22 protein-coding genes are annotated in these 25,416 nt (G+C 38.6%); 14 read left to right on the top strand and 8 right to left on the bottom strand.

Going from position 1 to position 25,416, the window contains the following annotated elements; translation table 11 throughout:
- The first annotated feature begins 7 nt into the window (after positions 1-7).
- Entirely contained in the window at positions 8-1,123 is a 1,116-nt protein-coding gene (locus tag B2V92_RS16235; protein WP_293310009.1) for a M42 family metallopeptidase, read from the top strand.
- Entirely contained in the window at positions 1,123-1,380 is a 258-nt protein-coding gene (locus tag B2V92_RS16230; protein WP_293310007.1) for a hypothetical protein, read from the top strand. Before B2V92_RS16235 ends, B2V92_RS16230 begins: the two co-directional genes overlap by 1 nt.
- 43 nt (positions 1,381-1,423) lie before the next feature.
- Here B2V92_RS16230 and B2V92_RS16225 read toward each other — a convergent pair whose 3' ends face one another.
- Together B2V92_RS16225 and B2V92_RS16220 are read right to left on the bottom strand one after the other, a co-directional pair.
- Positions 1,424-2,110, bottom strand: coding sequence for a hypothetical protein (locus tag B2V92_RS16225; RefSeq protein WP_293310005.1), 687 nt, complete (start codon positions 2,108-2,110; stop codon positions 1,424-1,426).
- Positions 2,110-7,926 (bottom strand): FG-GAP-like repeat-containing protein, encoded by a 5,817-nt coding sequence (locus B2V92_RS16220; RefSeq protein ID WP_293310003.1) that lies wholly within the window; start codon positions 7,924-7,926, stop codon positions 2,110-2,112. The genes B2V92_RS16225 and B2V92_RS16220 overlap by 1 nt, the downstream gene beginning before the upstream one ends.
- Positions 7,927-8,069: 143 nt before the next feature.
- On the opposite strand from B2V92_RS16220, the gene gpmA reads away from it, so the two are divergent.
- Together gpmA and B2V92_RS16210 are read left to right on the top strand one after the other, a co-directional pair.
- Positions 8,070-8,759 carry a 2,3-diphosphoglycerate-dependent phosphoglycerate mutase gene (gene gpmA / locus B2V92_RS16215; protein WP_293310001.1) on the top strand — a complete coding sequence of 230 codons (690 nt, stop codon included), beginning with the start codon at positions 8,070-8,072 and terminating at the stop codon, positions 8,757-8,759.
- Between the two features lie 125 nt (positions 8,760-8,884).
- Positions 8,885-9,295: a PAS domain-containing protein gene (locus B2V92_RS16210; RefSeq protein ID WP_293309999.1), complete on the top strand. Its 411-nt coding sequence runs from the start codon at positions 8,885-8,887 to the stop codon at positions 9,293-9,295.
- Between the two features lie 4 nt (positions 9,296-9,299).
- Here the strand turns inward: B2V92_RS16210 and xth are convergent, their stop codons facing one another.
- A complete protein-coding gene (xth, locus tag B2V92_RS16205; RefSeq protein WP_293309997.1) occupies positions 9,300-10,073 on the bottom strand; it encodes an exodeoxyribonuclease III in 774 nt (257 codons plus the stop codon).
- Positions 10,074-10,320: 247 nt separating this feature from the next.
- On the opposite strand from xth, the gene B2V92_RS16200 reads away from it, so the two are divergent.
- Both B2V92_RS16200 and B2V92_RS16195 read left to right on the top strand, forming a co-directional pair.
- The gene (locus B2V92_RS16200; protein ID WP_293309995.1) at positions 10,321-10,776 is read left to right on the top strand and encodes a hypothetical protein; all 456 of its coding nucleotides are present in this window, start codon (positions 10,321-10,323) and stop codon (positions 10,774-10,776) included.
- On the top strand, positions 10,766-11,260 hold the full coding sequence (locus B2V92_RS16195) for a hypothetical protein (RefSeq protein WP_293309993.1): 495 nt from the start codon (positions 10,766-10,768) through the stop codon (positions 11,258-11,260). The genes B2V92_RS16200 and B2V92_RS16195 overlap by 11 nt, the downstream gene beginning before the upstream one ends.
- Before the next feature lie 125 nt (positions 11,261-11,385).
- Here B2V92_RS16195 and B2V92_RS16190 read toward each other — a convergent pair whose 3' ends face one another.
- The 5 genes from B2V92_RS16190 to B2V92_RS16170 form a co-directional block, all read right to left on the bottom strand.
- The gene (locus B2V92_RS16190) at positions 11,386-11,754 is read right to left on the bottom strand and encodes a response regulator (protein WP_293309991.1); all 369 of its coding nucleotides are present in this window, start codon (positions 11,752-11,754) and stop codon (positions 11,386-11,388) included.
- A gap of 83 nt (positions 11,755-11,837) precedes the next feature.
- Positions 11,838-12,356, bottom strand: a complete 519-nt coding sequence (locus tag B2V92_RS16185; RefSeq protein WP_293309989.1) for an RNA polymerase sigma factor — start codon at positions 12,354-12,356, stop codon at positions 11,838-11,840.
- 127 nt (positions 12,357-12,483) lie between these two features.
- The gene (locus B2V92_RS16180; protein WP_293309987.1) at positions 12,484-13,134 is read right to left on the bottom strand and encodes a response regulator; all 651 of its coding nucleotides are present in this window, start codon (positions 13,132-13,134) and stop codon (positions 12,484-12,486) included.
- 40 nt (positions 13,135-13,174) lie between these two features.
- Positions 13,175-14,245: a PAS domain-containing sensor histidine kinase gene (locus B2V92_RS16175; protein ID WP_293309985.1), complete on the bottom strand. Its 1,071-nt coding sequence runs from the start codon at positions 14,243-14,245 to the stop codon at positions 13,175-13,177.
- A 373-nt stretch (positions 14,246-14,618) separates the two neighbouring features.
- Positions 14,619-15,734, bottom strand: coding sequence for a Gfo/Idh/MocA family protein (locus B2V92_RS16170; protein ID WP_293309983.1), 1,116 nt, complete (start codon positions 15,732-15,734; stop codon positions 14,619-14,621).
- Positions 15,735-15,870: 136 nt separating this feature from the next.
- On the opposite strand from B2V92_RS16170, the gene B2V92_RS16165 reads away from it, so the two are divergent.
- The 8 genes from B2V92_RS16165 (at position 15,871) to B2V92_RS16130 (ending at position 25,313) form a co-directional block, all read left to right on the top strand.
- Positions 15,871-16,287 (top strand): DUF1801 domain-containing protein, encoded by a 417-nt coding sequence (locus B2V92_RS16165; protein WP_293309981.1) that lies wholly within the window; start codon positions 15,871-15,873, stop codon positions 16,285-16,287.
- A gap of 560 nt (positions 16,288-16,847) precedes the next feature.
- Entirely contained in the window at positions 16,848-19,265 is a 2,418-nt protein-coding gene (locus B2V92_RS16160; protein WP_293309979.1) for an alpha/beta hydrolase family protein, read from the top strand.
- A 365-nt stretch (positions 19,266-19,630) separates the two neighbouring features.
- Positions 19,631-20,554 carry a J domain-containing protein gene (locus tag B2V92_RS16155; RefSeq protein ID WP_293309977.1) on the top strand — a complete coding sequence of 308 codons (924 nt, stop codon included), beginning with the start codon at positions 19,631-19,633 and terminating at the stop codon, positions 20,552-20,554.
- 5 nt (positions 20,555-20,559) lie between these two features.
- Entirely contained in the window at positions 20,560-20,862 is a 303-nt protein-coding gene (locus B2V92_RS16150; protein ID WP_293309975.1) for a chaperone modulator CbpM, read from the top strand.
- A 97-nt stretch (positions 20,863-20,959) separates the two neighbouring features.
- The gene (locus B2V92_RS16145; RefSeq protein ID WP_293309973.1) at positions 20,960-22,534 is read left to right on the top strand and encodes a helicase HerA-like domain-containing protein; all 1,575 of its coding nucleotides are present in this window, start codon (positions 20,960-20,962) and stop codon (positions 22,532-22,534) included.
- A gap of 11 nt (positions 22,535-22,545) precedes the next feature.
- On the top strand, positions 22,546-23,208 hold the full coding sequence (locus tag B2V92_RS16140) for a hypothetical protein (protein WP_293309971.1): 663 nt from the start codon (positions 22,546-22,548) through the stop codon (positions 23,206-23,208).
- 138 nt (positions 23,209-23,346) lie between these two features.
- Positions 23,347-24,246: a nucleotidyltransferase family protein gene (locus B2V92_RS16135; RefSeq protein ID WP_293309969.1), complete on the top strand. Its 900-nt coding sequence runs from the start codon at positions 23,347-23,349 to the stop codon at positions 24,244-24,246.
- Entirely contained in the window at positions 24,237-25,313 is a 1,077-nt protein-coding gene (locus tag B2V92_RS16130) for a phosphotransferase enzyme family protein (protein WP_293309967.1), read from the top strand. Before B2V92_RS16135 ends, B2V92_RS16130 begins: the two co-directional genes overlap by 10 nt.
- Positions 25,314-25,416 lie beyond the last annotated feature (103 nt).

Here is a 25,416-nt window from a genome sequence, read left to right as displayed (position 1 = left end):
TATTAATATGGCTAAGAAAAAAGACGAAGAAAAAAAGAAACACAATCAGGTAGTAACCAAAAAATCGCTACAGTTTCTTGAAGAATACATTAACAATCCTGCTCCTACCGGTTACGAATGGGAAGGACAAAAACTTTGGTTAAACTATTTAAAACCATATATCGACGAGCATTTTATCGATAATTATGGTACTGCTGTTGGTGTAATTAATCCAAAAGCGAGCTTCAAAGTGGTTATTGAAGCCCATGCCGACGAAATTTCGTGGTATGTAAACTATATTACCAACGATGGTTTAATTTATGTAATCCGCAACGGTGGTTCTGATCATCAGATTGCACCTTCGAAACGTGTAAACATCCATACCGAAAAAGGATTGGTTAAAGCAGTATTCGGCTGGCCGGCCATCCACACGCGCCATGGCGAAAAAGAGCAGGCACCTGAATTAAAAAACATCTTTTTGGATTGCGGCTGCACTACAAAAGAAGAAGTAGAAAAACTGGGCATCCATGTAGGCTGTGTAATTACTTACGAAGATGAATTTATGGTTTTAAACGACCGCTATTATGTTGGCCGCGCACTGGATAACCGTGTAGGTGGTTTTATGATTGCCGAGGTTGCCCGTTTACTAAAAGAAAACAAGAAAAAACTTCCTTTCGGATTGTACATTGTAAACTCGGTACAGGAAGAAATCGGCTTGCGTGGTGCAGAAATGATTGCGCAGCGCATTAAACCAAATGTGGCCATTATTACCGATGTAACGCACGATACGACAACCCCGATGATCAACAAAAATATCCAGGGAGATTTATCGGCAGGTAAAGGACCAGTGGTTTCTTACGCTCCGGCTGTGCAGACCAATCTGAATAAATTACTGATTAAAACAGCTGAAAAGAACAATATCCCATTCCAGCGCCAGGCTTCTTCACGCTCAACCGGAACTGATACCGATGCTTTTGCTTATTCGAATGGCGGTGTACCTTCGGCATTGATTTCGTTACCGCTACGTTACATGCATACTACGGTAGAAATGGTGCACAAGGAAGATGTTGATAATGTAATCAGCCTGATTTACGAAAGTTTGCTGAATATTACCGACGGACAGGATTTCAGGGAATTTAAATAATGGAAAAAGTAAACTATAAAAAAATCATCATCAGAACCTTATTAAAGTTTTTGCTGATCGTTTTGATCGTTTTTGTTTCAAACTCCTGGCCAAGCATTAAGCAAAGCTATAGCGGAAATGTGCCAACATTGAATTACTGGCTCGATCATAGTTTTAAATTTAGCAACATCATCCTTATTTTCGGTTTTACTGCTTATTTCTATTATAAAGATCTAACTGATCAGAAAGAACTGGTAGAAAAAGGAAAAATAGATTAATAAAAAGCTGTGGAGATCAATCTTCGCAGCTTTTTATTTGTAACTAATTAACTTTAAACTGAAAAAGAGTTGATTCTGATTTATTCCCATCTTTATCTGCTGTAACAACTTTCCAGAAGTAAGTTTTTTTAGAAGTAACCAGAATATCATTTAAATAATTCTGTTTTATATCTGCTTTATACAAAGCTGGCGAAGAAGTTTCGCCAAGGTAAATGCTATAAGTGAGCATATCGCTATCTACATCAGTTGTTTGCCAGCTTATTGATGTTTTTCCTCCTAAAGCAGTAATAAGATCTCCATCCTTAGGATATGAAGCTTCAGCCGGATAAGGCGCGTATGAGGTAGCCCCCTCACCGGCAACATAAAACTTCCACGAATCACTTACAGAAAAGGTATTTGCATTTCCGGAAAGCGATTTCACACTCCACATATAAGGCTTTGCCCTTTGTAAAACCACTTCCAGGCTGGTTTGTGCGGTTGAATAGATAACAGAAGAACCATCCTGGAGATAAGTTATATTAACGGTATAACCATCTGCATTACTGGCCGCCTCCCACAAAAATTTTATTTTTGAAGTGGTGGCCGAGGTAACGGTTCCACTTGTACAGATTTCATTCTGAAGAGGACTAATAAGCTTAGCCTGTGCAGGCTGAATAACATTTGGTTCTTCAGTTTTTTTTCCACAACCCAAACAGAAAAGCAGAACAATAAAAATATATCTATTTTTCATTAGTTTTTTAAAATTTTCGAGGTATACCTATTTAAGGTTGTACTAACCCTTAAAATATAAGTTCCGGTTACTAAATTTGATAAATCAATAGAGATCACACGCCCGTACGGATGCTTTTTGCTGTATACTTTTTTCCCGAGCAGATCAACAACTTCTACATCCACAATTTCTGATCTATCATATGGAACATTGATATTAAGCGTCTTATCTAAAGGATTTGGAAAAGCTGAAAATGCAGCATCAAAATAAATGGTCCTTTCTATTACACCTTGGCATAAAATATCGGAAGCTACTGATAGTGTATTTTGCCCGGGTTTTAAGGGAAGTGTTATTTTACTATCAGCCGTAACGTATAATTTATTGTTTAATAACACATTATAAACAGCACTTCCAGATAAGTTTAAGCTTATGGTTTGATTTTCTTTATCTATTGCAGAATAAAGCTGAAGATCTTTAGGTTCTGTAATAACAAGTTCAAAGCAAGTTGGCAGCATGTTTTGCCCTTCAACAGTTATGCAAACAGAATAATTTCCTGCAGCGAGATTATTTATGGTAGTTGTGCCCTTAAATTTTTGTGTTATCTTATCTGCTCCGATAGAAATTTCTGCAATATAATTGAGTTCAAGTACGGGCTTGATCGTAATGCTGCCTCCTTTATTTCCTTTACAAGCTAAAGCTTTTGTAGAGACTAAAAAGTTGTTGCTTGGCAATGATGTATAAAGTGAAACTGTAAATGGGGCTGATACTTTGCTATATCCCCCTTTCGAAATCTCCACATAGTAATTCCCCGGAGAGGTTACTTCACATGTTGATGATGTTGCGCCAATAATCTCATTTGAGCCCTTAAACCACTTGTACGAATATCCCGAACCAGGAATGGCAGTTAAGGTTACCGAAGTACCCAACAAAACATTAGGTGATCCAAGAGAGGTAATAACCGGTACTGGGAAAAACTCAAATCCACCCATTTGTTTTTTGCCTATCTCATTGCCAACTTCCAGATTTCCGGTTGCCCCTTTCCCAACTATTGCATAAATCAGCGAAGGTGATTCGATGTAAAAATTCTCTGCCGGAATGCCACCGAAACTCACACTTTTAACAGAGGTAAAATTAGATCCTGTTATAGTTATCCTATCGTTGAAACCTCCTATTGCAGGATTAAATCCGTTAATTATTGGTGGCTGTAAAATGTTTAAAACCAGTGTTGCCTTATTGCTTACAATTGCCCCATCATAAACCTCAATATTGATTTCGCGCGTTGAAGTATCGGGTAATACATTTGAGTTTTGATAGGTTATACTCTTTAAAGCCTTTTCCCATTGCTCAATTGATGCGCTTGTACCAGTTAAACTTAATACCCCTGTTGTGGTATCAAAGTTGCCGCTAATATTCCCGTATGCATCATTTTTCGCAAAAAACAATTTATCTTCATTAGGCTTGTAATTTTTTCCAATGGTTACCTTCGCCTGGTTTACCGTAGTTTTTTCATATTTAACTATGAGCTGATCATCAATAATTGACGCCGGATCATTTACTTTATAATTTAATACTGTTTTTGATAGTGCGATTAAAGGATAAGTTGACGGATTTCCCCTAAAAATATCAACGTAATTTAATCCTCTAACCATGATATCCATTTTACCATCGGCATCTATATCTGCTATTTTAATACAAAGCTGTTTAGCGCCGGTAGAAATTTTGGCAGATAGTATAAATGATTTTTCAGTAATATCTGTTGTACCGGTATTCCTGTATATGAGAAAGAAACTATTGTCTGTTGCACAGGCAATATCTAAAAATCCATCTCCGTCTAAATCGCCAAAATCGTAATCGTTACCTGCAACATCAGTAATTACAATTGGGGCTGCAAAAAGTATATTATCAACGGTTGATCTATTTTGTAAATAAACTAAATGATCATCTACCCAAAGAATCAAATCCAATTTCCCATCGTTGTTTAAATCAACCAGTTTCATGTTTGAAACATTTTTGCCGCTGGGAATAGAAACCGGGCTTGCCAGGGTAGTATTTGTAATGTAACCTTGTGTAGCAGTATTTCTTAAAACAACTATATTTGTTGAAAGAGATGCTGATAACAGTATGTCTGGTTTACCATCTCCATCGATATCCCCAACAACCATATCATTAAATGAGGGATATTTATCAGGATCTAAATAAATTGTTATCCCTGGTAAAAAGCTCGGTCTGCTATACTGATAACCATTTGACTTGATTACTTCTGATTTATTTTGGGATATGGTTATACTAGGCGTATTTAAACCTCCATAATTTGCTCCAATCATTTCGGGTTTACCATCCCCATCCATATCTGCTATTGCACTTCTCCTGCTTTCAGGAGCATAAAATATCGTGTTTTCAAGTGAAAGCGCCCTGTTATCAGAAGAATTCTTTCTAACTGTAAGTTTACTTCCCGTTACCAAGTCCGGTTTTCCATCTCCGTCCATATCCCCAACATTAACCTGATAAAACGCTTCATTTGTTGGCAGATTTTGTTTTCCAGTGAAAGCACTGGTTGTTATTTGCCCAACAGTGGTTGTATTTTTATGGATTGTTAAATTATAGTCGTAGTTTAATATCAGATCGAGTTTTTTATCACCATCAAGATCCAAAAGTGTTATGGAGCTATACCGGTTTATAAATTGTTGATCGTCTTTTAAAAAATGTACTGCCGGCATAAAATCTTTTTCAGACAAATATTTCTTTGACGAAAAAGTTGATTTATAAACTGATGGAGAAAACCCCTGCAGAATATTTTCGGTATTTAAAACAGATATTCCGTCGTTTATTGCATTAATTGGAGGTGTAACATTTATTTTGGTCTTACTGCCTGTATTAACTGTTGCAGAAAGTGTTCCAAAAAACACTTTATTTAAACTGGCATTTGCATTAAAGTCAGTGCCTTCTATATCAATGCTGGTGGCAGATAGACTATTAATTTTAGTAATAACAGGTGGGGTAGACTGTGCCAGTGTTTGCGGTTTGTTTAAGAATACCCTTAACAAATTTTCTGCTAAAATGATATCAGGAATATTATCCCCGTTTATATCACCGATGGCAAAATTTTGAGGTTCGTTATTTGTTGCCAGATCAACACGAAATTCAAATCCAGCATTATCCTGTGTTTTATTTCTAAAAACCGAAAGTACGTTGTAAAAATAATCTCCTCCTATTAAGTCCAATTTTCCGTCGCCATCCATATCCGCTGCTTTCAGAATGGATAAATTCCGGTCGATAGGGCTCTCGCTAATTTTTGAAAAATGTGATGCAGTTAGCGCTCCATTACCCGAATAATTGTTTTGAAGTACAATAATTTTCTTATCGGTGGCTAAAATTATATCTGGCTTACCATCCTGATTCATATCGGCAATTTCTGATGTATAATAACCTAATGAAACATTTACTGCATTTCCAAAACTGATTTTACTTAAGGTAGAGGTATTTTCCAGAACAGCTAAATTATCGGTTATCCTGATTAAGTCGGGCTTGCCATCACCATTAAAATCGCCTTGCCTTAATGATTTTATATTGCCTACAAATACGGGCTGTTCTTCTGTAAACACTATTTTTTCGCCACCCGATATATTCCTGAAAACATTTATCTGATCGCCATAAAGAATTACATCCACCTTTCCATCGGCATTAAAATCGGCTACTTCAATACCAGAAACATTGTTGTAATCATAACCAAAGTCTGAAGATATGTCGATTCTTGAAGCAAAAGAAATTACGCCACCTTTTGTTGTATTTCTAAATACAGAAAAATTTCTACTGCCCTGGTTACTTACAATGATATCCAGCAGGCCATCACCATCCAGATCAGCAAGCTTAACCATATTTGGTGTTTTGCCACAGGCCAGCTTTTGCATGTTATTGAACAAGTAAAAATAGACACCAAAATTTTCGTCGGTACGAGAATAACCAATTGTATTGTTTTTTGAATCGTTAAAAACAATGTCGGGCTTGCCATCATTATCCAGATCTCCAATTACTACCGAACTTGTAGAACTGGCCCCATTGGCATACGTCTCACTATCGAAATCAGATGCTCTAATCGATTTTTTTGATGGAAATAAAGGTGAAAAAGCAACTGTGCTCCATCCTAACCGCTGTGTTTCGATGTTAAGCGCTGAAATCTGTCCGTATGATGCTCCATTTGGTACTTTTATTGATAGCTGATTAGCTGTTGCTGATAGCACTTCTGTCCTCATCCCTCCGATTGAAACGATGTTTTTTGTAATATCAGGATTAAAATTTTTTCCATTCAGGGTTATTGTACTCCCTGCAAGTGCCTGCAATGGTATAAATGAATTGATTACCGGTGCACTACCCGGACTATTTTTATAAATTGAAACAGTTAGCCCGCCGTTGCTTCCTATAACAATATCCGAACGTCCATCCTTATCAAGGTCGCAAATACCAAGTCCGGCTGGTGCACTTACAGTTGGCACATCTACTTTATCAACAAAGGATATTTTATTGGTTGCACTAATATTTCGTAACACCGAAAAGGTATTGTCTTTTAAGTTGGTAGTTAAAATATCCGGAACACCATCACCGTCAACATCATTAATGCTTAAAGCTATCGGCTCCTTTCCTGTGGCAAAATCTACTTTATCCTCAAGTATAATATTGGTTCCATAGCCTCCGGGAGAAACGTTGCGAAAAACCGAAACACTATTACTACCATTGTTTATAGTAGCAATATCCACTTTTTCGTCGCCATCCAAATCGCCAATTGAAATTCCGTATGGGGAGCTGGCCGTAGGGTAATCTTTCTTACCATTAAATTTCAGCGCTTTCTGGCCAATTCCTTCACTGGCATTTGCGATTACGGAAATTGTACCGGCAGTTTGATTTACGGTAACTAAATCAAGACTAAAATCTCCATTAAAATCTTCGGCCACCAAACCAACCGGACCAGTACCGGTTATCAAATCTATTTTTGAAGCAAAGGAGGTTTCAACTATGCTTCCATTATTTTGGTTTTTAAGGATAGACAATGTATTCGCTCCAAAATTAGCTGTAACAATATCAACCTTTCCATCGCCATCCAAATCAACACAAACTACATCGGTTGGCTTTGCTCCAACTGTAAAATCTACTTTAGTGGCAAAAGAACTGGCATTTATAGTCCCTTTTATTGCCGTATTTTTGAAAACAGAAACAGAATTACTCCCCTGGTTTGTTGCAATAATTTCAGGCTTCCCGTCGCCGTCTAAATCCATTACCTTCACAGCATAGGGATTGGTTCCAGTACTGAAGTTTATACCTCTAGCAAAAGAATTGGCATCTATAATTCCGTCAACAGACACATTTTGATAAACAGTAATGGTATGGCTCAAATAGTTTGATACTACAAGGTCAGGCTTTCCATCACCATCCATATCCTTTATAGTGATTGATCTTGGTCCTGCCCCTCCAGCGATATCAATTTTCGGGGAAACATCACTGGAATTAAAACTATTTGAACTAAAAAACGTAGTTATAAATGGCTGGGGTGCGTAACCTACTAAACCAGTAGTAAGATTTAATACCGACGGATTTTCAAAAGTTGTTCCAAAAGGCGTTATTACAGTTAGTTCTTTATCGGTACCGGAAACTATTGTTCCTGCTACCCCGCCAAAAAAAACCATATTTTGAGCCGGCGATGCCCCAAAAAAATATCCTGATATTTTAACGGTAGTTCCTGCATTTCCTTTAGTTGGTGTAACCGAACCTACAAAAGGAGCCTGGGCTTTTGCAAAACCCAAAACAGCAAAAATTAAGATGACTGAGATTGTAAATTTTCTTTTCAAAAGAGCGCTGAATGATTTAGAGTTAAATGTAACACATATTCTAAAAACAACCAACTAAAATAGAATGGATTAGTATATTTATTAATGTTTATATTTTACCGATCACCTAAATTCGGATACTTATTGAATCTATAAGAAATCGTATGAAAAAAATTGTATTGATCCGTCACGGGCAAAGTGTCTGGAACCTCGAAAACCGTTTTACGGGCTGGACTGATGTAGATTTATCAGAAAATGGTTATCAGGAGGCCAAAAAAGCTGGAGAAATCTTAAAAAAACACGATTACAATTTTGATATTGCTTTTACTTCGCTACTAAAAAGGGCCATTAAAACGCTTCACATTATTTTAGAAGACCTCGATCACCTTTGGATACCGGAGCATAAAAGCTGGCATTTAAACGAACGTTTTTATGGTGCCTTACAGGGATTGAATAAAGCCGAAACAGCAAAGAAATATGGAACAGACCAGGTTTATAAATGGAGAAGGGATCCTGATGAAGAACCACCGAAAATTGACAAAAATGATGAACGTTATCCAGGTAACGACCTCCGTTATCAACTTTTAAAACCAGAAGAGTTGCCTTTAACCGAAAACCTGAGCGATACCATTGCCAGGGTATTGCCCTACTGGAACGAACGCATAGTACCTGCAATAAGCAGAAATGAAAAAGTAATTATATCGGCCCATGGCAATAGTTTAAGGGCGCTGATTAAGTACATTGATAATTTATCGAATGAAGAAGTAACTGCACTCGAAATACCTACCGGTGTACCCTTGGTTTATGAGCTGGATGATAACCTGCAAAAAATAAGGCATTATTACCTCGAATAGATTACGATCAACCGGATAAAACAGGCCATTCTTACTAAAACTTTAAGGACTACGTTTGTTGCTAGTAATACCCGAAATTATTTTTACATTGTTTCCGTTATTTAACTAGTCAGTTTATCCTTATTATGAGATCAAACAAAAGAAGCGTCGATCTCTCAATTATCCGTGATGATCATTGGGACGTTGTATTCGACCAGGTTGGTCTGGGTTTTTGGGAGCTGAGTGTAGCTACCGGCATACTCCGCTCAACCCAGTCGTTTAAAAAAAACTTTGGTTATCCGCCTGATGGCGTTTTAAGTTATGAAACGGTTTTAGGCTTAATCTTACCCGAAGATCTGGATCATGTTCAAGATGAAATAGAACATACGGTAACCAAAGAAAAAAGCAGTTATGATGTGATGTACCGCATCCGCCGTCCCGATGGAGCAATCCGCTGGATCAAAGCCGACGGAATACTATCGCAACAGGACGGAGAATGTTTAAAACTGATCGGTACAACTTTCGATATTACCGATTTAAGACAGCCGCTGCCTTAATCTATTATTCACTAATTTCTATCCACACAGGTCCGTGGTCGCTTGTTTTTTCCCATCCCCTAACGTTCCTATCCACTCCCGCCGATTTTAAGCGATCGCTCACCTGAGGACTCAATAAAAAATGATCAATTCGTAAACCTGCATTTCGGCCATAAGCATTACGAAAATAATCCCAAAAGGTATAAATGGTTTCTTCCGGATATAACTTTCTAATGGCATCTGTCCACCCCTGTGCAAGCAGATTCTGAAAAGCCAAACGTGTTTCCGGTCTGAATAAGGCATCTTCTACCCAACGTTCGGGTTTATAAGCATCCAGTTCTGTCGGGATTACATTATAATCGCCAGCTAAAACCACGGGTATATTCTGTGCAAGCAATCCTGCTGTATGCGCAGCAAAACGTTCGAACCATTGCAGTTTATAATCGAACTTGGGCCCTGGTGCAGGGTTACCATTCGGGAGGTATAGGCAAGCAATTAGCACACCGTTTACCATGGCTTCAATATACCTGCTCTGCAGGTCTTCAGGATCTCCATCCAAACCCCGCTTTGATTCTTTTATTTCTAAATTCCGGGCCAATATAGCAACCCCGTTCCAGCTTTTTTGTCCGTGCCATATCGCATTATAACCTGCATCTTTAATGGCCTGCTCAGGGAATTTTTCCTGTGGGGCCTTTAATTCCTGCAGGCACACTACATCAGGTTGCGTTTCTTCCAACCAGCGTAAAAGTACCGGTAAACGCCCATTTATACCATTTACATTGTAAGTTGCTATTTTCATCTGTTTTAATATACCTTTTTATGGTGATGAAGTATTCATCATTAATATTCAATCTGTTTACTGAAAATCATGATGGTTTCATTTTATAAATCTCCACATTAAAAGCCAAAAACAGAAAATAGTTGACGATTTTGATTTTAAACTTCCATTAAACCTCTGCAATGGCAGATTTTATATAAATAATTAAGGTAATTTAAAAATTTGGAATTATCTTGCGCCTAATTTAGCGTAACCGTTCAAATATCCCATGCTCAAAGCAGTTTTAAACGTTCCTTCTGCCGAACCAAAAGACATCCGTTGGTTTTATGATCAGTATGCACCTATGCTACTTGGTTATATCAATGGTATAGTTCAGGATCATCAAAAATCAGAAGAACATCTTGTTACTATTCTCACTTCATTTGTTAAAGAGGTAATTTTACAGGAAAAAAGCAGGTTAAATATCTGGCTGGAATTAAGGCAATATGCACAGAGCAAATTAACTTTTTTTACGGCGAAAGATCATCAGCCTAAACCGGGCAGTACTGCAAATAAGGGTAACATTGATCTGTTAAATGATTTACAGAAAAAAATATTTTATGCTGTTTATTATCATGGGAAAACCATTCCATACCTGGCAGCAACAATGGGCAGCGATGAAGCAGAAATCCGTAATCAGTTAAAGTTGGCAATTGATAAAATGAGGAGGGCAAGTGGACATTAACAAGATCATAGAAAGTGGCTTAATGGAAACCTATGTAATGGGAATTGCCACTGAAGAGGAAGTACAGAAAGTTTTATCCTTTAAAAAAGAATATCCTGAATTTAAAGATGCTTTAGAACAGCTTGAATACGACATGGAAGTTTTGGCACAGCAAATGGCCATACAACCACCTCCGGGCACACTGGCAAAAATAGAACAGGAAATTAACGAGATACAGCGCCGCAACCAGGCCATACAACCTACAACAGGCGATGGTTACAACAAAAACGGAGCAGAAGGTACCACACAGGAACGCTATATTGAAGTAGAGGCCGAATCGAACCAGATGCGTGTAAATAAAGCCTGGAAATGGATTTTTATTGCTGTTTTTATTTTGGGAAAGATATTTTTAGCTTCAGCAATATACTTTTACCTCGAAAACAGACAGGCACAGGAACAGATCAAAGAATTAAAAATAGAATTAAAAGAAAAGATCAGGCAATAAACCTATCTTTTTAAAACCAATACTAAACAGGAGTGTTTAGTTGTTAAGATTCATTCATGTTTGAGCGCATGTTTGAGTTTAGATATGGGGATAGGCCTTTGGTCTGTCCCTTTTTTTGTCAAACATTATTTCCTGCCCAATAATTGATTTACCTTATCCGCAAGATGGTTGATATCGAAGGGTTTTTCGATCAGATCGTCAGGAGTGCATCCCAAGTTGTTGTGATCAATAGTAAGTGCAGATAATAAGAGAATTGGAAAATGTGCCGTTTCAGGGTTTTCTTTTAACCTATTGCACAATTCGCGGCCATCTGCATTCCCCATACGGATATCCATTAAGATAATATCAGGCGAAAAATCCAATACTGCCTGCTCCAGGGCATCTGCATTTAAAATACCCCTAACAATATCCTGCTCAAAGATCAGGTTAACGATATCGTGGATACTTTCATCGTCGTCAACAATAAAAATTTTCTTAACAGAGGGGACATTCATTTGGAAGCAAAGCTAACTTAAGTTTGTTAGCCTGCCCTCCGTATTTATACCTGATTTTACCCCTTATGGTTGTACAAACGTAACTAAGCTGCTACGCCATCTCGGTAGTTTTTAAGCATCTTTTTGAGCAGTCCCCTCGCTACATGGATTTTTGTTTTAACCGTACCCAGCGGAATATCGAGTTCTGCAGCAATTTCGTGGTATTTATAACCTTCAAAATAGCGGCAGAAACAAAAGCGGCAATCTTCTGGTAATAAACTTAACGATCGCTGTATATCTTCCATCATAAATTTGCCAGCGCTGCTGTTTGCCGATGCACTTGGAGCAAGCTGAACAGAAGTAAGGTCATCTTCCTGCTGGATCATTTCATTTTTACGTTTTACCTTATAGTAATGATTCAGGAAAGTGTTTTTTAAAATCGTAAAAAGCCATGCCCTTACATTACTGCCCAGCTCAAACTGTGCCGAAAACCTGAAAGCTTTCATAAAAGTATCCTGCACCAGATCTGCAGCATCATCTTCATCATGGGTATAAGCCAGGGCGCGGTCGAGAAGCGGTTGTTTGTACTGATAAATGTCGCAATTGAAATTTAAGGTTTCCATAGATCGGTTTTAGGGTGATTGTAGTTATTCAACAAAACAGCATCATCCAATGTTATTTGTAGAAATACCCGATTTTTTACGGTTTATTCAAAACAGCAAAAAATACCCTTAAAAACAGCCCTAAATCTTAGGAAACGTAACCATTCCGCATGGCGAAACGTACCAGCGAAGCCGAGTTTTTGGTGCCGGTTTTGTTGATCAAAGCCTCTCTCTGGCTCTCAACAGTGCGCCTACTGAGGTATAATTTGTCGGCAATTTCCTGGTTGGTTAAGCCATCTGCAATGAGTTTTAATACATTAATTTCGCGTTCCGAAAAGTTGATTTCGGTACCGGTTTTTTGCGACAACATATTCAATTGTGTATTAAAACGCTCCAGTATCGAGATGCATAAATTAGATGAAAGATAACGTTTTCCCTTCATTACATGTTGCAGGCAGAACAGCAATTCGTCTTCTTCAATGTCTTTCGAGAGGTAAGCCGAAGCTCCTGAAATAAAGGCATTTGAAGCATATTTTTCGTCGTCCAGAATAGAAAGTACGACCACTTTTGTATCGTACCCGAGCGTTTTAATTTTACTGATCAGCGCTATCCCATCAAGGTTCGGCATCACAATATCCGATAAAACAATATCAGCTTTTATCCCTTTTTCCAGAAGTTCTAAAACACCTAAACCATCAGATACTTCTGCTACAACTTTAATCCCTTCATGTTTTTCGATCAGTACTTTTAGTGAGGTCCGGATAATATTGTGATCATCCGCAAGAATAATGTTAATCATAATCCAAATATAACTTACGGTATTTTAAAATTAAAAAGGGCTACTTAGGTAGCTCGATGTAGAAGGTTGTTCCAACACCGGTTTTGCTCTTGAACCAGATTTTCCCCTGATGTAAATCAACAATTGCCTTGATGATGCCCATGCCAAATCCTCCCGATTCCTCACCTTTTAAACCGGGCCTTAAAGTTTCGGGCAGGTGATCGAAAAGCCCCGCCTGTAACTCCTCCGGAATTCCGATTCCATCGTCGGTTACCGTAATCAATACAGTGTTTTCCAATTCTTCGGCATGAAGACCTATGTACCCGTCTTCATCAGTAAATTTTAACGAGTTGGAAATTAAATTATTGATTACCTGAAGAAACTTCATACTGTCTAAATGCAGGTAAATCTGCTCCGCTGAACTGGTAAACCGGATATTTTTGGTTTTGCCGAGTTTTGACCGTTTATAAAAGCGCACTACATCGCGGAGTTCCCATACCAGATCGGCCCGTTCTTTACCTATTTCTACAATGGATGATTTTAGGAATTCGCGGTTGATCATGCTCCTTACCAGCAGCAGGTTCCGTTCGCACATGTCTTTTATAAAAGCAAGCGAATCCATCATCTGTTCATCGCCAGTTTGGGCGATACCAAATTCCATTGACGAAGCCGTTAATTTCATCATGCCCAAAGGTTCTTTTAAATCGTGGGCAAGCACCTCCAAAGTGATGTTTTTGCGGGCGTTGATCTGTTCGATATGGATTTTATTGTGCCGCATTACGGTTGTATCTTCTATTGTACCGGCTAAATATTTACCCTCTTCAATGGCATAAATAATGGCACGCACATATTTCTCCCTCTCCGGAAACAACAAACGGAATTCGTATTTTTTTTCGGCTCTATCTTCCAAACATTCTTCATAACAAGATGCGGTATGTGCCAGATCTTCGGGATGGATCTGTTTCTCCAGCATCTTTGGATCAGCAAGAATCTCATCAGTTGTTAATTCCCAGATTTCGCCAAAAGATTTATTCAGGTATAAAAATTTCTGCTGTTCTGGTTCAAAAATAAAATATCCATCAACAGACAAATCGCCTAGTTTACAAAAAAGCTCATTATTTAATCCGGCCATGATTTACTAGTTGTTAATTTTTGATGTAAGGAATTATTATTTTATCCCTACCGGTTAATCAAATCACAAACATCAAAGGCCGAAAAAAGTTTTTAATCAACAAAAATGCGTAAAACTAAGTAGCACATTTACCCTTTTTAATGCAAATAGCTTAATATCTTCTTCATTTAGCCAGAGATATTAACATTTTCCACACGATGTGTAAAATTATTTCGCATAACAAAACCAAGTATTGCCTAAATTGTTATGCATAAAGAGACGATAAAAAAGTCCTGTGAGCGGGTGATCCGCGGAGGGCAGGCACACCATAAAAAAGATGAAAATCTTTTACCAATAGCCATCAATCAGGTGGCTATTTTCTTTTGCGGCATTGCTACTTTAAAACTACCTTCTTACCCGTTTTAGCCGAAATTTTAGCTGCTTCTAAAATTTTCACCACAATTAGGTTATTCTCCAAAGAAGATAAATCGTTTGTCGGCTTTATTTCGCCTTTTAAAACAGCTGCCAAATAGTTCAAGTGGTTTGCATAGATAAGCTCTAAACTTTTGGCCTGATAAACCTTATAACCTTCTTTACCATTGGGTTTAGCCCGTAACTCTTTTTCGTTTACAGCCTGGATATATCCTGTTGCACCGAAAACTTCCATATCTTTTATACTGAAAGGCCAGTTCCATGAGGCTTCAACAATTCCGGTGGCACTAGGATACTCGAGCAGGATAGTTGCATCATCATCTACTTTTGGGTAAACATCCTTTTTGATCTGGTGGGTAATTGCCGTAACAGAAACCGGGGCTTTGCCATCCATTAACCAGGTCATTAAATTGGCACCATAACAACCAAAATCTACCAATGCCCCTGCCCCGTTTTTTTCAGGATCGGTGAGCCAGCTTAAGAATTCCTTGCTGCAGCCAATTTCTTTTGGCCCCTGGTGACCATCGTGCACAATGATTTTCCGTAAAGCACCAACACTGTTACTTTCTTTTACATTTTTGTAGATCTCCTGATTGCTCGGATACCAGGTGGTTTCGTAATTGGTAAGCACATATACTTTATATTGCCTGGCAAGTTCGGCCATTCTTTCGGCCTGTTTAACCGTTACGGCCAAAGGTTTTTCTACCATAACCGATATGCCCAGCGGAGCCGCAGCTTCTACAACAGCCAGATGATCGCTAACAGCATTATAGGCCAGCACTACATCAGGTTTCTTTTTCTTTAATAAATCGGGCAGGTTATTGTAAAACACACTATCTGGTATTTTATAGCGCGTTTTAAATTTGGTGATCAGTTCGGGGTTACTTTCGGCAATGCCAATAATATTTACTTCGGCTTTTTGGTAGCTGCTCATAATCAGGTAAACATGATCGTGGTTTAAGCCAGCTATCGCTACATTTAGTTTTTGTTGTGCACCCGCGCTAAAAAAAGAAAAAACCAGGCACACAATAAGGCTATTAATAACCGATAAATATTTTAATGGATGATATGTTTTCATATTTGGATATTTCTTAAATTGATGAAGGCCAAATTAAAAATTTATAAAAGGCTTAAGGCTAACCGTTAAAAATATTACAATTGACCTTTTGGAATTTGAAACAATTCTGGAATAAGCTTATATTCATGTAAAAAAAATGGCACAGAATAAAACCACCGAAAACGATTTAAGTGTTACCGACTTTCTAAATACGGTAACCGACGAAACTAAACGGAAAGATTGCTTTAATCTATCAGCAATTATTGCGGAAATCACAGGGTTTACCGCTAAAATGTGGGGACCAGCCATAGTAGGTTTTGGCAGTTACCATTATAAATACGAGAGCGGCCGGGAAGGCGATGCACCATTGGTTGGTTTTTCACCCCGGAAAGATGCCATCTCCTTATACTTATCTTCCCAATTTGATAACCGTGATGAACTGCTTGCCAAATTCGGGAAACACAAAACAGCCAAAGCCTGCATTTATGTAAAAAAACTGAGCGATGTCGATGTAGAAGTGTTAAAAGAAATGGTGAACAACTCTGTGGCACGGATAAGCAGCATGTACCCGTAAAAGGATGGAAGATGTAAAATGGATGATGGAACAGAGTTATAGTTAATTTTAGGATTTTTTTGCCACAGATGCACAGATTTGCACCGAAGATTTCAATCCATGACCTTTTTGCAAATTTCTCATTTCGAGTAGTTATTCGGGCTCAGAGGTTATTCTTTGTGCCTTCGTGTCTTGGTGGTTAAATCTGATGCAAGTTACCCACCCACAATTATTTAAATGCCAGACCCAAGCTCAACACGATTATTTAATTGCCACAGATGCACAGATTAGCACAGAATATATCTTAATACAGTTAAATATTGTATCCGCTTTTATAATTAATGCATTGTATTTTATAATTAACGCACCCGCTTTGTTAAATGATGTAGCCGCCCTCAATTTAATAGCCACAGATGAACAGATTTGCACGGAAGATTTTCTCAATTTCCTCTTGCTACCTCTGTGCCTACACTTTGCGTTCCTTTGCGGTTACGATAGCCATGTAAATAAGAAGTTACGCTACAATACCTTAAATTTTCCAATATTTGAATTATTCCTTATTTCGAACAAACTAACTGGAAATGATTAAAAAATTACACCTCTATTTATTAATAGCTGGTACCTGCGCATCGTTAAGTGCGAGCGCACAGGACGCCATCAGTTATAAAACCCCACCAAAAGAAATTGCCGATCTTTTACTTGCCAAACCTACACCGGGTGTAAGTATAGATGGCAAGGCAGAGTGGATCCTTTTTAGCGAGCGGAACTCTTACCCTTCGGTAGAGGAGCTGGCCATGCCCGAGTACCGCATTGCCGGTTTAAGGTTAAACCCAAATAACTACTCGCCAAGCAGGCAGACTTATATTAATAATTTCAGTCTTAAAAATATTAAGTCGAACCAAACTTTTCAGGTTGCAGGTTTGCCAACGCCTTTATACGCGGGTAACATCAGTTGGAACCCATCGGAAAATAAAATTGCCTTTACCAATACCACCCAAAAAGGTGTAGATCTTTACATTATCGATCTGGCTACGAAAAAAGCAACCAAAACCAATAAAGCTTTCTTAAACGTAGTTTTGGGTAGCGGTCTTACCTGGTTAAATGATAATACCATTATTTACCGCACGGCAATAAAACCGGCCAGTGCTGCACCAACAAAACCTTTGATGCCGAAGGGACCAACCATCCAACAAAACCTGGGCAAAGCTGCGCCAAGTGTTACCTTTCAGGATTTAATTAAATCGCCTTTCGACGAACAGTTGTTTGAGTTTTTTGCTACTTCACAACTGGTTAAAAATACCGCTGGTGTAGAAACCCCGATCGGCAAACCGGCCATTTATGCCTCAACAAGGTTATCGCCTGATAAAAATTACATGATGATAGAAACCATCCGCAAGCCTTTTTCTTATCTAGTATCGGCTTTTGGTTTTCCATCTACAGTAAGCATTACCGATTTAACGGGCAAAACGATCAAAGTTATTGCCGAGCTGCCGTCATCAGAAGGTACACCTTCTGGTTATGATAATACCCAAAATGTTGCCCGCGGTTTCGATTGGCGCGATGACGAAGCTGCCACATTGGTTTGGAGTAAACCTTTGGATAGCGGCCTGATTAAAAAAGATATGCCTTTTCACGATGCCGTTTATGCTTTAAGTGCTCCTTTTAGCGGAACTGAAAAAGAGTTATTCAAAACAAAAACCCGCTATCGTGGCGTACAATGGGGCGATGCAAACCTTGCTTTGATTATGGAAGGTTTACGCAGCAAACAAACCAGCAAGGTAAGCCGCTACAATCCAACAACAGGGGCCGTAGAAGAATTATACAGCCGTAACCAAACCGATGCCTATGGCAACCCGGGTTCGCCTGTTACCGTGAAAAATAAATACGGCCGCCAGGTGATTAAAACGGTTGATAATGGAACTAAACTGTTATTAAACAATACTGTCGGTTCGTCGGAAAAAGGTGATTTACCTTTCCTGGCCAAATTTGATTTAACTACCAAAAAGAACGAAATTATCTGGCGCAGTGCCGAAGGTACCTTCGAGTATGTAAGCGATGTAATTAACCCTGATAAACTGGTTTTACTTACCCGTAAAGAGAGCCAGAAACTGGTTCCAAATTACTTTATTAAAAACCTGATGCTGCGCATTGCTGATCAGCCAATTACCAATTTCACCAATCCATACCCATCATTAGAAGGCATTACGAAAGAGAAAATTTCTTATAAACGTGCCGATGGCGTTGATTTAACAGGCGATTTATATTTACCGAAAGGATACAATAAAGATAAAGACGGGCCATTGCCAACTTTAATCTGGGCTTATCCACGCGAGTTTAACTCTGCTGCAGATGCTGCCCAAATCCGTGGCTCGAAAGACAAGTTTACTACCATTAGCTGGGCCTCTCCTATTTTTTGGGTAACCCGTGGTTATGCTGTTTTGGATAATGCAGAAATGCCGATTGTAGCCAAAGACGGTAAAAAACCTAATGATACTTTTGTAGAGCAGTTACAGTTAAATGCTGAAGCTGCCATTAATAAATTATCGGATTTAGGGGTTGGAGATAAAAAACGTATGGCTGTTGGCGGCCATAGTTACGGTGCATTTATGACAGCAAACCTTTTGGCACATACCAATCTTTTTGCTGCAGGTATTGCACGCAGTGGTGCTTATAACCGTACATTAACACCATTTGGTTTTCAGAACGAAGAGCGTACTTACTGGCAGGCTCCTCAATTGTATTACGAAATGAGTCCGTTTAGTTATGCAGATAAGATTAAAACACCAATATTATTAATCCACGGCGATTCAGACGATAACCCAGGTACTTTTCCAATTAATAGCGAACGTTTGTTCAATGCCATTAAAGGAGCCGGTGGTACCACCCGTTTTGTATTTTTACCTTACGAAGCACACAGTTACCGTGGCAAAGAAAATCTGTTGCACATGCTTTGGGAACAAGACCAGTGGTTGGAAAAATACGTGAAGAACAAAAAATAATTTCTCTCTACCTTTATCGATTAAAGTGCCTCTATATGGGGCACTTTTTTTTTACAATATTTGTCATCCTGAGCCTGTCGAAGGATTTACCAAAAGACTCAACAAGGCATCAACTACGTTGATCTTAATTTACCTGTCAGCTGGTAACAGCTGACAGCACCACCCAAAAGCAGCTAACTGCGCCCACCCACTCTATTCACCTTGCGTTATCCGCTTAATCCCATGCCTCCGCACCTTGCATTAACCTTTCGCCACTTGCTCCCCGCCCTATGCCCTCTGCTCCCTGCTCTATGCCCATTTCACTTTAAAACCTTACATTTATGCTATAAAATTGAACATTACCTTTATTTATTTGTTAAGCCATTATGGACTACATAGACTATTATAAAATCCTCGATTTAAAAAAAGATGCAAGTACGGAGGATATTAAAAAAGCTTATAGAAAATTAGCCAGGAAACACCATCCCGATCTCAACCCGAATAACGAGGAAGCCAATAAAAAGTTCCAGCAGATTAATGAGGCGAATGAAGTGTTGAGCGATCCGGAGAAAAGGAAAAAGTACGACAAATATGGTAAGGACTGGCAACATGCCGATCAGTTAGATGCCCAGGAACAACAACGCAGGCAATATCAATCGCAAAGCGGAGGTTATGGAGGCAGCAGTTATTCGGGAGGTTATGGAGGCAGCAGTTATTCGGGAGGTTTTGGTGGAGAAGATTTTTCTGATTTCTTTTCTTCCATGTTCGGTGGCGGTGGTGGCCGTAGCAGTAGAAACTCCCCTTTTAAAGGTCAGGATTACAATGCAGATTTACAGTTAAACCTGCTCGATGCCTATACCACACATAAACAAACCTTAACTGTTAATGGCAAACAGGTACGCATTACCATTCCGGCAGGTGTAGAAAACGGACAAAAGATCAAACTTCCGGGTTACGGTGCACCTGGTGTTAACAATGGCCCTCCGGGCGATCTGTTTATCAAATTCAACATCACCGACGATCCTAAGTTCAAACGGAAAGGCAATGATATTTATATCCAGGAGGAAGTGGATCTGTACACTGCTGTTTTAGGTGGAGAAAAAATTGTTGAAACACTGAACGGTAAGGTAAAACTTAAAATCCCCGAAGGCACACAACCCGATGCTACCCTACGTTTAAAAGGCAAGGGATTTCCTGTTTATAAAAAAGACAATCAGTTTGGCGATCTCTATATTAAATGGCAGGTTAAAATCCCAACCAATTTAAATACTGAACAAAAAGAACTATTCGAAAAACTTTCCAAATTCTAACCATTATGGAAACCAATCTAATACCAGTCGAGGCTATCTGCGCTTATCACCATGTGGAAATCAATTTTATCCAATCATTGGAAGATTTCGGACTTATCCACACCACCGTTAAGAAACAATCTGTTTTTTTGCCAATCGATGAGCTGTCCAAACTGGAACAGTATCTACGTTTGGCGCAGGATCTGGAAATCAACTTAGAGGGCATCCACGCCGTTTCGCATCTCCTCAACCAGGTGCAGGACATGCAGGATAAAATAACCTTGCTCCAAAACGAATTAAATTATTATAAGCAACTTAACCAGCACTGATAAACAATCGTTTGTGCAATATTTTGTATTAAAAGTGCTAACATAAACGCAACCTTTTTAAGATATGTTTCTTAAATTGGCAGTCTAATTTTATAAAATGAGCGATCTTTCTTCAAAATTCATCGAAAAAATAAAATCATCTTATGCCCCAACGGGTTCGTACATTTATTTAGGCGCCGGAATTTTAGACGGACAGGTTTACAGCGAAGCCGAGGTTAATTTATCATTAAAGATGATGAACAGGCACGGCTTAATCGCAGGGGCAACAGGAACCGGTAAAACCAGAACATTACAACTATTGGCAGAACAGCTTTCGGATGCTGGCGTACCTGTTTTTATGTTGGATGTAAAAGGCGATTTATCCGGACTAAACCAGCCGGGGGCAGTGAACCCAAAAATAGAAGAAAGAGCCCAACAATTGAACAAAGCTTTTTCGCCAACAGGTTTTCCTGTAGAGATTTATTCACTTTCGGGTAAAATGGGCGCACAGATGCGTGCAACCGTATTGGAATTTGGACCTACACTTTTATCAAAAATTCTTGATTTAAACGATACACAATCGGGTGTTTTGGCGGTTATATTTAAATATGCCGACGACAATAAACTACCGATTATTGATTTAAACGACCTCAAAAAACTGGTATCCTATCTTTCAGAAGGTGCAGGTGCAGCAGAAATAAAAAGCAGTTATGGCAGTATTTCTACCGCAACCTCTGGTACCATGTTGAGGAAAATTGTTGCGATAGAACAACAGGGATTAGGTGGTATGTTTGGCGAAAAATCGTTCGATATTGAAGATCTTTTCGAACGTGTTGATGGTAAAGGAACCATCAGTTTATTAAACATTGCCGATGTTCAGAACCAGCCAGTGTTATACTCCACCTTTTTACTGAGCTTACTGGCCGAGTTATTTAATACCATGCCCGAAGTTGGCGATTTAGATAAACCTAAACTGGTATTCTTTTTTGATGAAGCCCATTTACTGTTCAAAAACTCTTCTAAAGCATTTTTAGAACAGATCGAAACCATCATCAGGTTAATCCGTTCAAAAGGGGTTGGGGTTTTCTTTTGTACACAGGCACCTACCGATGTTCCGGAAAGTGTTTTAGGTCAGTTGGGTAACCGCGTTCAGCATGCGTTAAGGGCTTTTACCCCAAATGATGTGGATGCGCTGAAAAAAACGGTGAATACCTATCCTAAATCAGATTTTTATGAAATCGATAAAATATTAACTTCATTGGGTACCGGACAGGCTTTGGTTACCGTATTAAACGAGAAAGGTATCCCAACCGAGGTTTCGGCAACCATGCTTACCCCACCAAGGGCTATTATGGGCCCTTTAACAATTGCTGATTTCGATCAGTTGGTTCATGCCAGTGCGGTGTATTCCAAATATAAAGATGCCATTGATCCGGAAAGTGCTTATGAGATTTTAACCAAACGCATTAACGATCAAACAGCTGCTGCCGAACAACAAAAACAAGAGGCCGAAGCCCAAAAACAGGAGGAAGAAGAAAGCAAACCAAAACCTGGCGAAAAAAGTATTGTTGAGCAGGTAATGGGCGCAACCATTACCCGCCAGATTGGCAAAGAAATTGTGCGTGGTATCTTCGGCATGCTTACTGGCAAAAAAACACGCTCAAAAACCGGTGGCGGCCTTTTTGGTTTTTAAACTAATAGAAAATGAAATATCTAATTATTTTACTCTCTTTCTGCTCTATTGTGGCCCAGGCGCAATACATTGTTCAACCTTACGGCGACATGCAGGGAACACCGTTAAAAGAAATCAAATATGAGAATGTTGATGGAACTCCCTATCTCTTCGACTATTGGATAAAGGGCAAGGTAACCTTGAAATCAGGCAAACAGTATAAAGATATGCCCATAAAATATGATGTGATGAATGATAAACTTATTTTTCAGGCAGAGAATGGCAATATGATGCATTTCACAGAACCAGTTTCGGCCTTTGAAATTAACGATATTGCATCGGCAACCAACTATAAATTTACAAATGGACTTCCTGCAACAGATGGCCAAAACTTAAATTCATTTTACCAGCTTATTGCATCTGGCAAAGTATCGCTTTTCAAAAAGCCTTACAAAAAAATTTCGGAACATACTGTTTATGGCTCGGCAACGGTTAATAAATCTTTTGATCTCCGCAATGATTATTATATCCTGCAAAACGGAAGTTTATCAAAAATTAACATAACCAAAAAATCATTGCTTGCGATTGCGCCTAATAAAGAAAAAGAAATAACAGATTACCTGAAAAAAGAGAAAACAGATTTTAAACAGGATACAGACCTCAATAAATTCTTTAATTATTTAAATGAATTATAATTAAACAACAAACCATTTGTAACAAAATTATGATGACTATTGCTATTTTCGCAATATAAATCAGGCCAATGTTATTGGCAATAATACTTTTTTTAATCATCAAAGGCCTAGCCTAATAAATAAAATAATAAACAATAGATGAAACCCACCCTATTAATATTGGCAGCCGGTATGGCAAGCCGTTATGGAAGTATGAAACAGATCGATGGTTTTGGCCCTAATGGCGAAACCATTATCGATTATTCGATATACGATGCAATAAATGCCGGCTTTGGTAAAGTTGTGTTTATCATTAAAGAAGAGTTTGTAGATAATTTTAAAGCCATTTTCGAACCTAAATTGGCAGGAAGAATAGAAACTGATTACGTTTTCCAGAATTTCGATCTTAAACAGTTCGGAATCGAAGAAGAAATTTATAGGGAAAAACCATGGGGTACGGCACACGCAATTCTATCGGGAAGAAACGTAATTAAAGAACCGTTCTGTGTAATTAACGCTGATGACTATTATGGTTTTGATGCCTTTAAAAAAATGGTTGATTTCTTAACCACTGAGGTAACAGATAGCAACTACTCGATTATCGGTTACCAGATCGGTAAAACTTTATCAGAATTTGGTGCAGTTTCGCGTGGTGTTTGCAAAGTAGATGCAGCCGGCAACCTCGAAGAGATTGTGGAACGCACAAAGGTTTATCCTAAAGATGGCAACATTTTTTACGAAGAAAATGGCGAAGAATTCCCTTTAAGCTATGAAACTCCTGTTTCCATGAATTTCTGGGGTTTTACACCTGCTGTTTTCAAAATTACAGAGGAGTTATTCAGGGAGTTTGCAGAAGCAAATAAAGATAAACCAAAGGCAGAATTTTTCATTCCATTAATTGGCGAGAACCTTGTAAAAAGCAATACTGCAACCTTTAAAGTGGTACCTACTGATAACAAATGGTTTGGTGTAACTTATAAAGAAGACAAACCTTATGTTCAGGATAGTATTGACCAATTGGTCAAAAACGGAACATATCCTGAAAAACTATGGAACTAAATTTAGATTCCGAAGTTTTAGAAGCCTACGGATACACTAAAGAAAATACAAAAATTGCACAGATAGGTACGGGGTTAATTAACCGTACCTATCTGCTTTCTCCACAAGCTGAAGAGAAGAAATACATTCTTCAGAACATCAATACTTCGGTTTTTAAATCGCCATATGCAATTGCCAACAACCTTAGGGCAATTGCCGATTACCTCAGCCTTACTGCACCCGGTTATCTTTTTATCAAACCTGTTTCAACCGTAAAGGGCGAAGAAATGGCGCATGTTAAACACGAGCATTGGCGCATGCTCCCTTTCGTAACACATACCATTTCGCTTGATGTGCTTGCCGATCCTAAACAGGCTTACGAGGCGGCAAAACAATTTGGCAAACTAAGCCGTTTGTTGGATAAGTTTGATGCTAAAACACTCCAACCCACTATTCCGGGCTTTCATGATCTAAATTTAAGGTACGAACAGTTTATACAGGCATTAAACCAGGCGGAAGAAAAGCTTAAGGCAGATGCAAAAGAACAGATTGAAGATGCTTTAACACATCAATACATCCTGGATTATTACACTTCCTATTTGCATAGAAATGATTTTCCGGACCGCGTAATGCACCACGACACAAAAATAAGCAACGTATTATTGGATAGTGAAACGAATGAAGGTATCTGTGTGATTGATCTTGATACCATTATGCCCGGTAAATTCATTTCTGATCTGGGTGATATGATGCGGACCTATCTGTGTGCTTTCTCGGAAAATGAAACCGATCTGGATAAGGTTAAGATACGCTTACCTTATTTTGAAGCTACGATAAAGGGTTATTTATCTGAAATGAAGCATATTTTAACAGCAACTGAAAAAGAACTTATTTTATTTTCGGGCAAATACATGATCTATATGCAGGCCCTGCGCTTTTTAACCGACTTTTTAAGCAGGAATAAGTATTATCCAACTAATTATCCTACACAAAATTTAGACCGCGTTAAAAACCAATTTAAACTGCTGCACGAAATTGCGGCAAACGAAAAGGAATTACAGGATATTATTGAAGAGAATTTGGTTTAAATAGTATCGTCACCCTGAATTTATTTCAGGGTCTATGTTACGTTGCACTCCGCTTTCATTAGCAGAGCTAAAAAAAAGTAACGTCATCTCCTTTGGTTTATCA

The sequence above is a fragment of the Pedobacter sp. UBA5917 genome (genome assembly GCF_002432345.1).
Lineage (GTDB): Bacteria > Bacteroidota > Bacteroidia > Sphingobacteriales > Sphingobacteriaceae > Pedobacter.
Note: the sequence above shows the minus strand (reverse complement) of the source record. Positions and strands in the feature narration are given on the sequence as shown.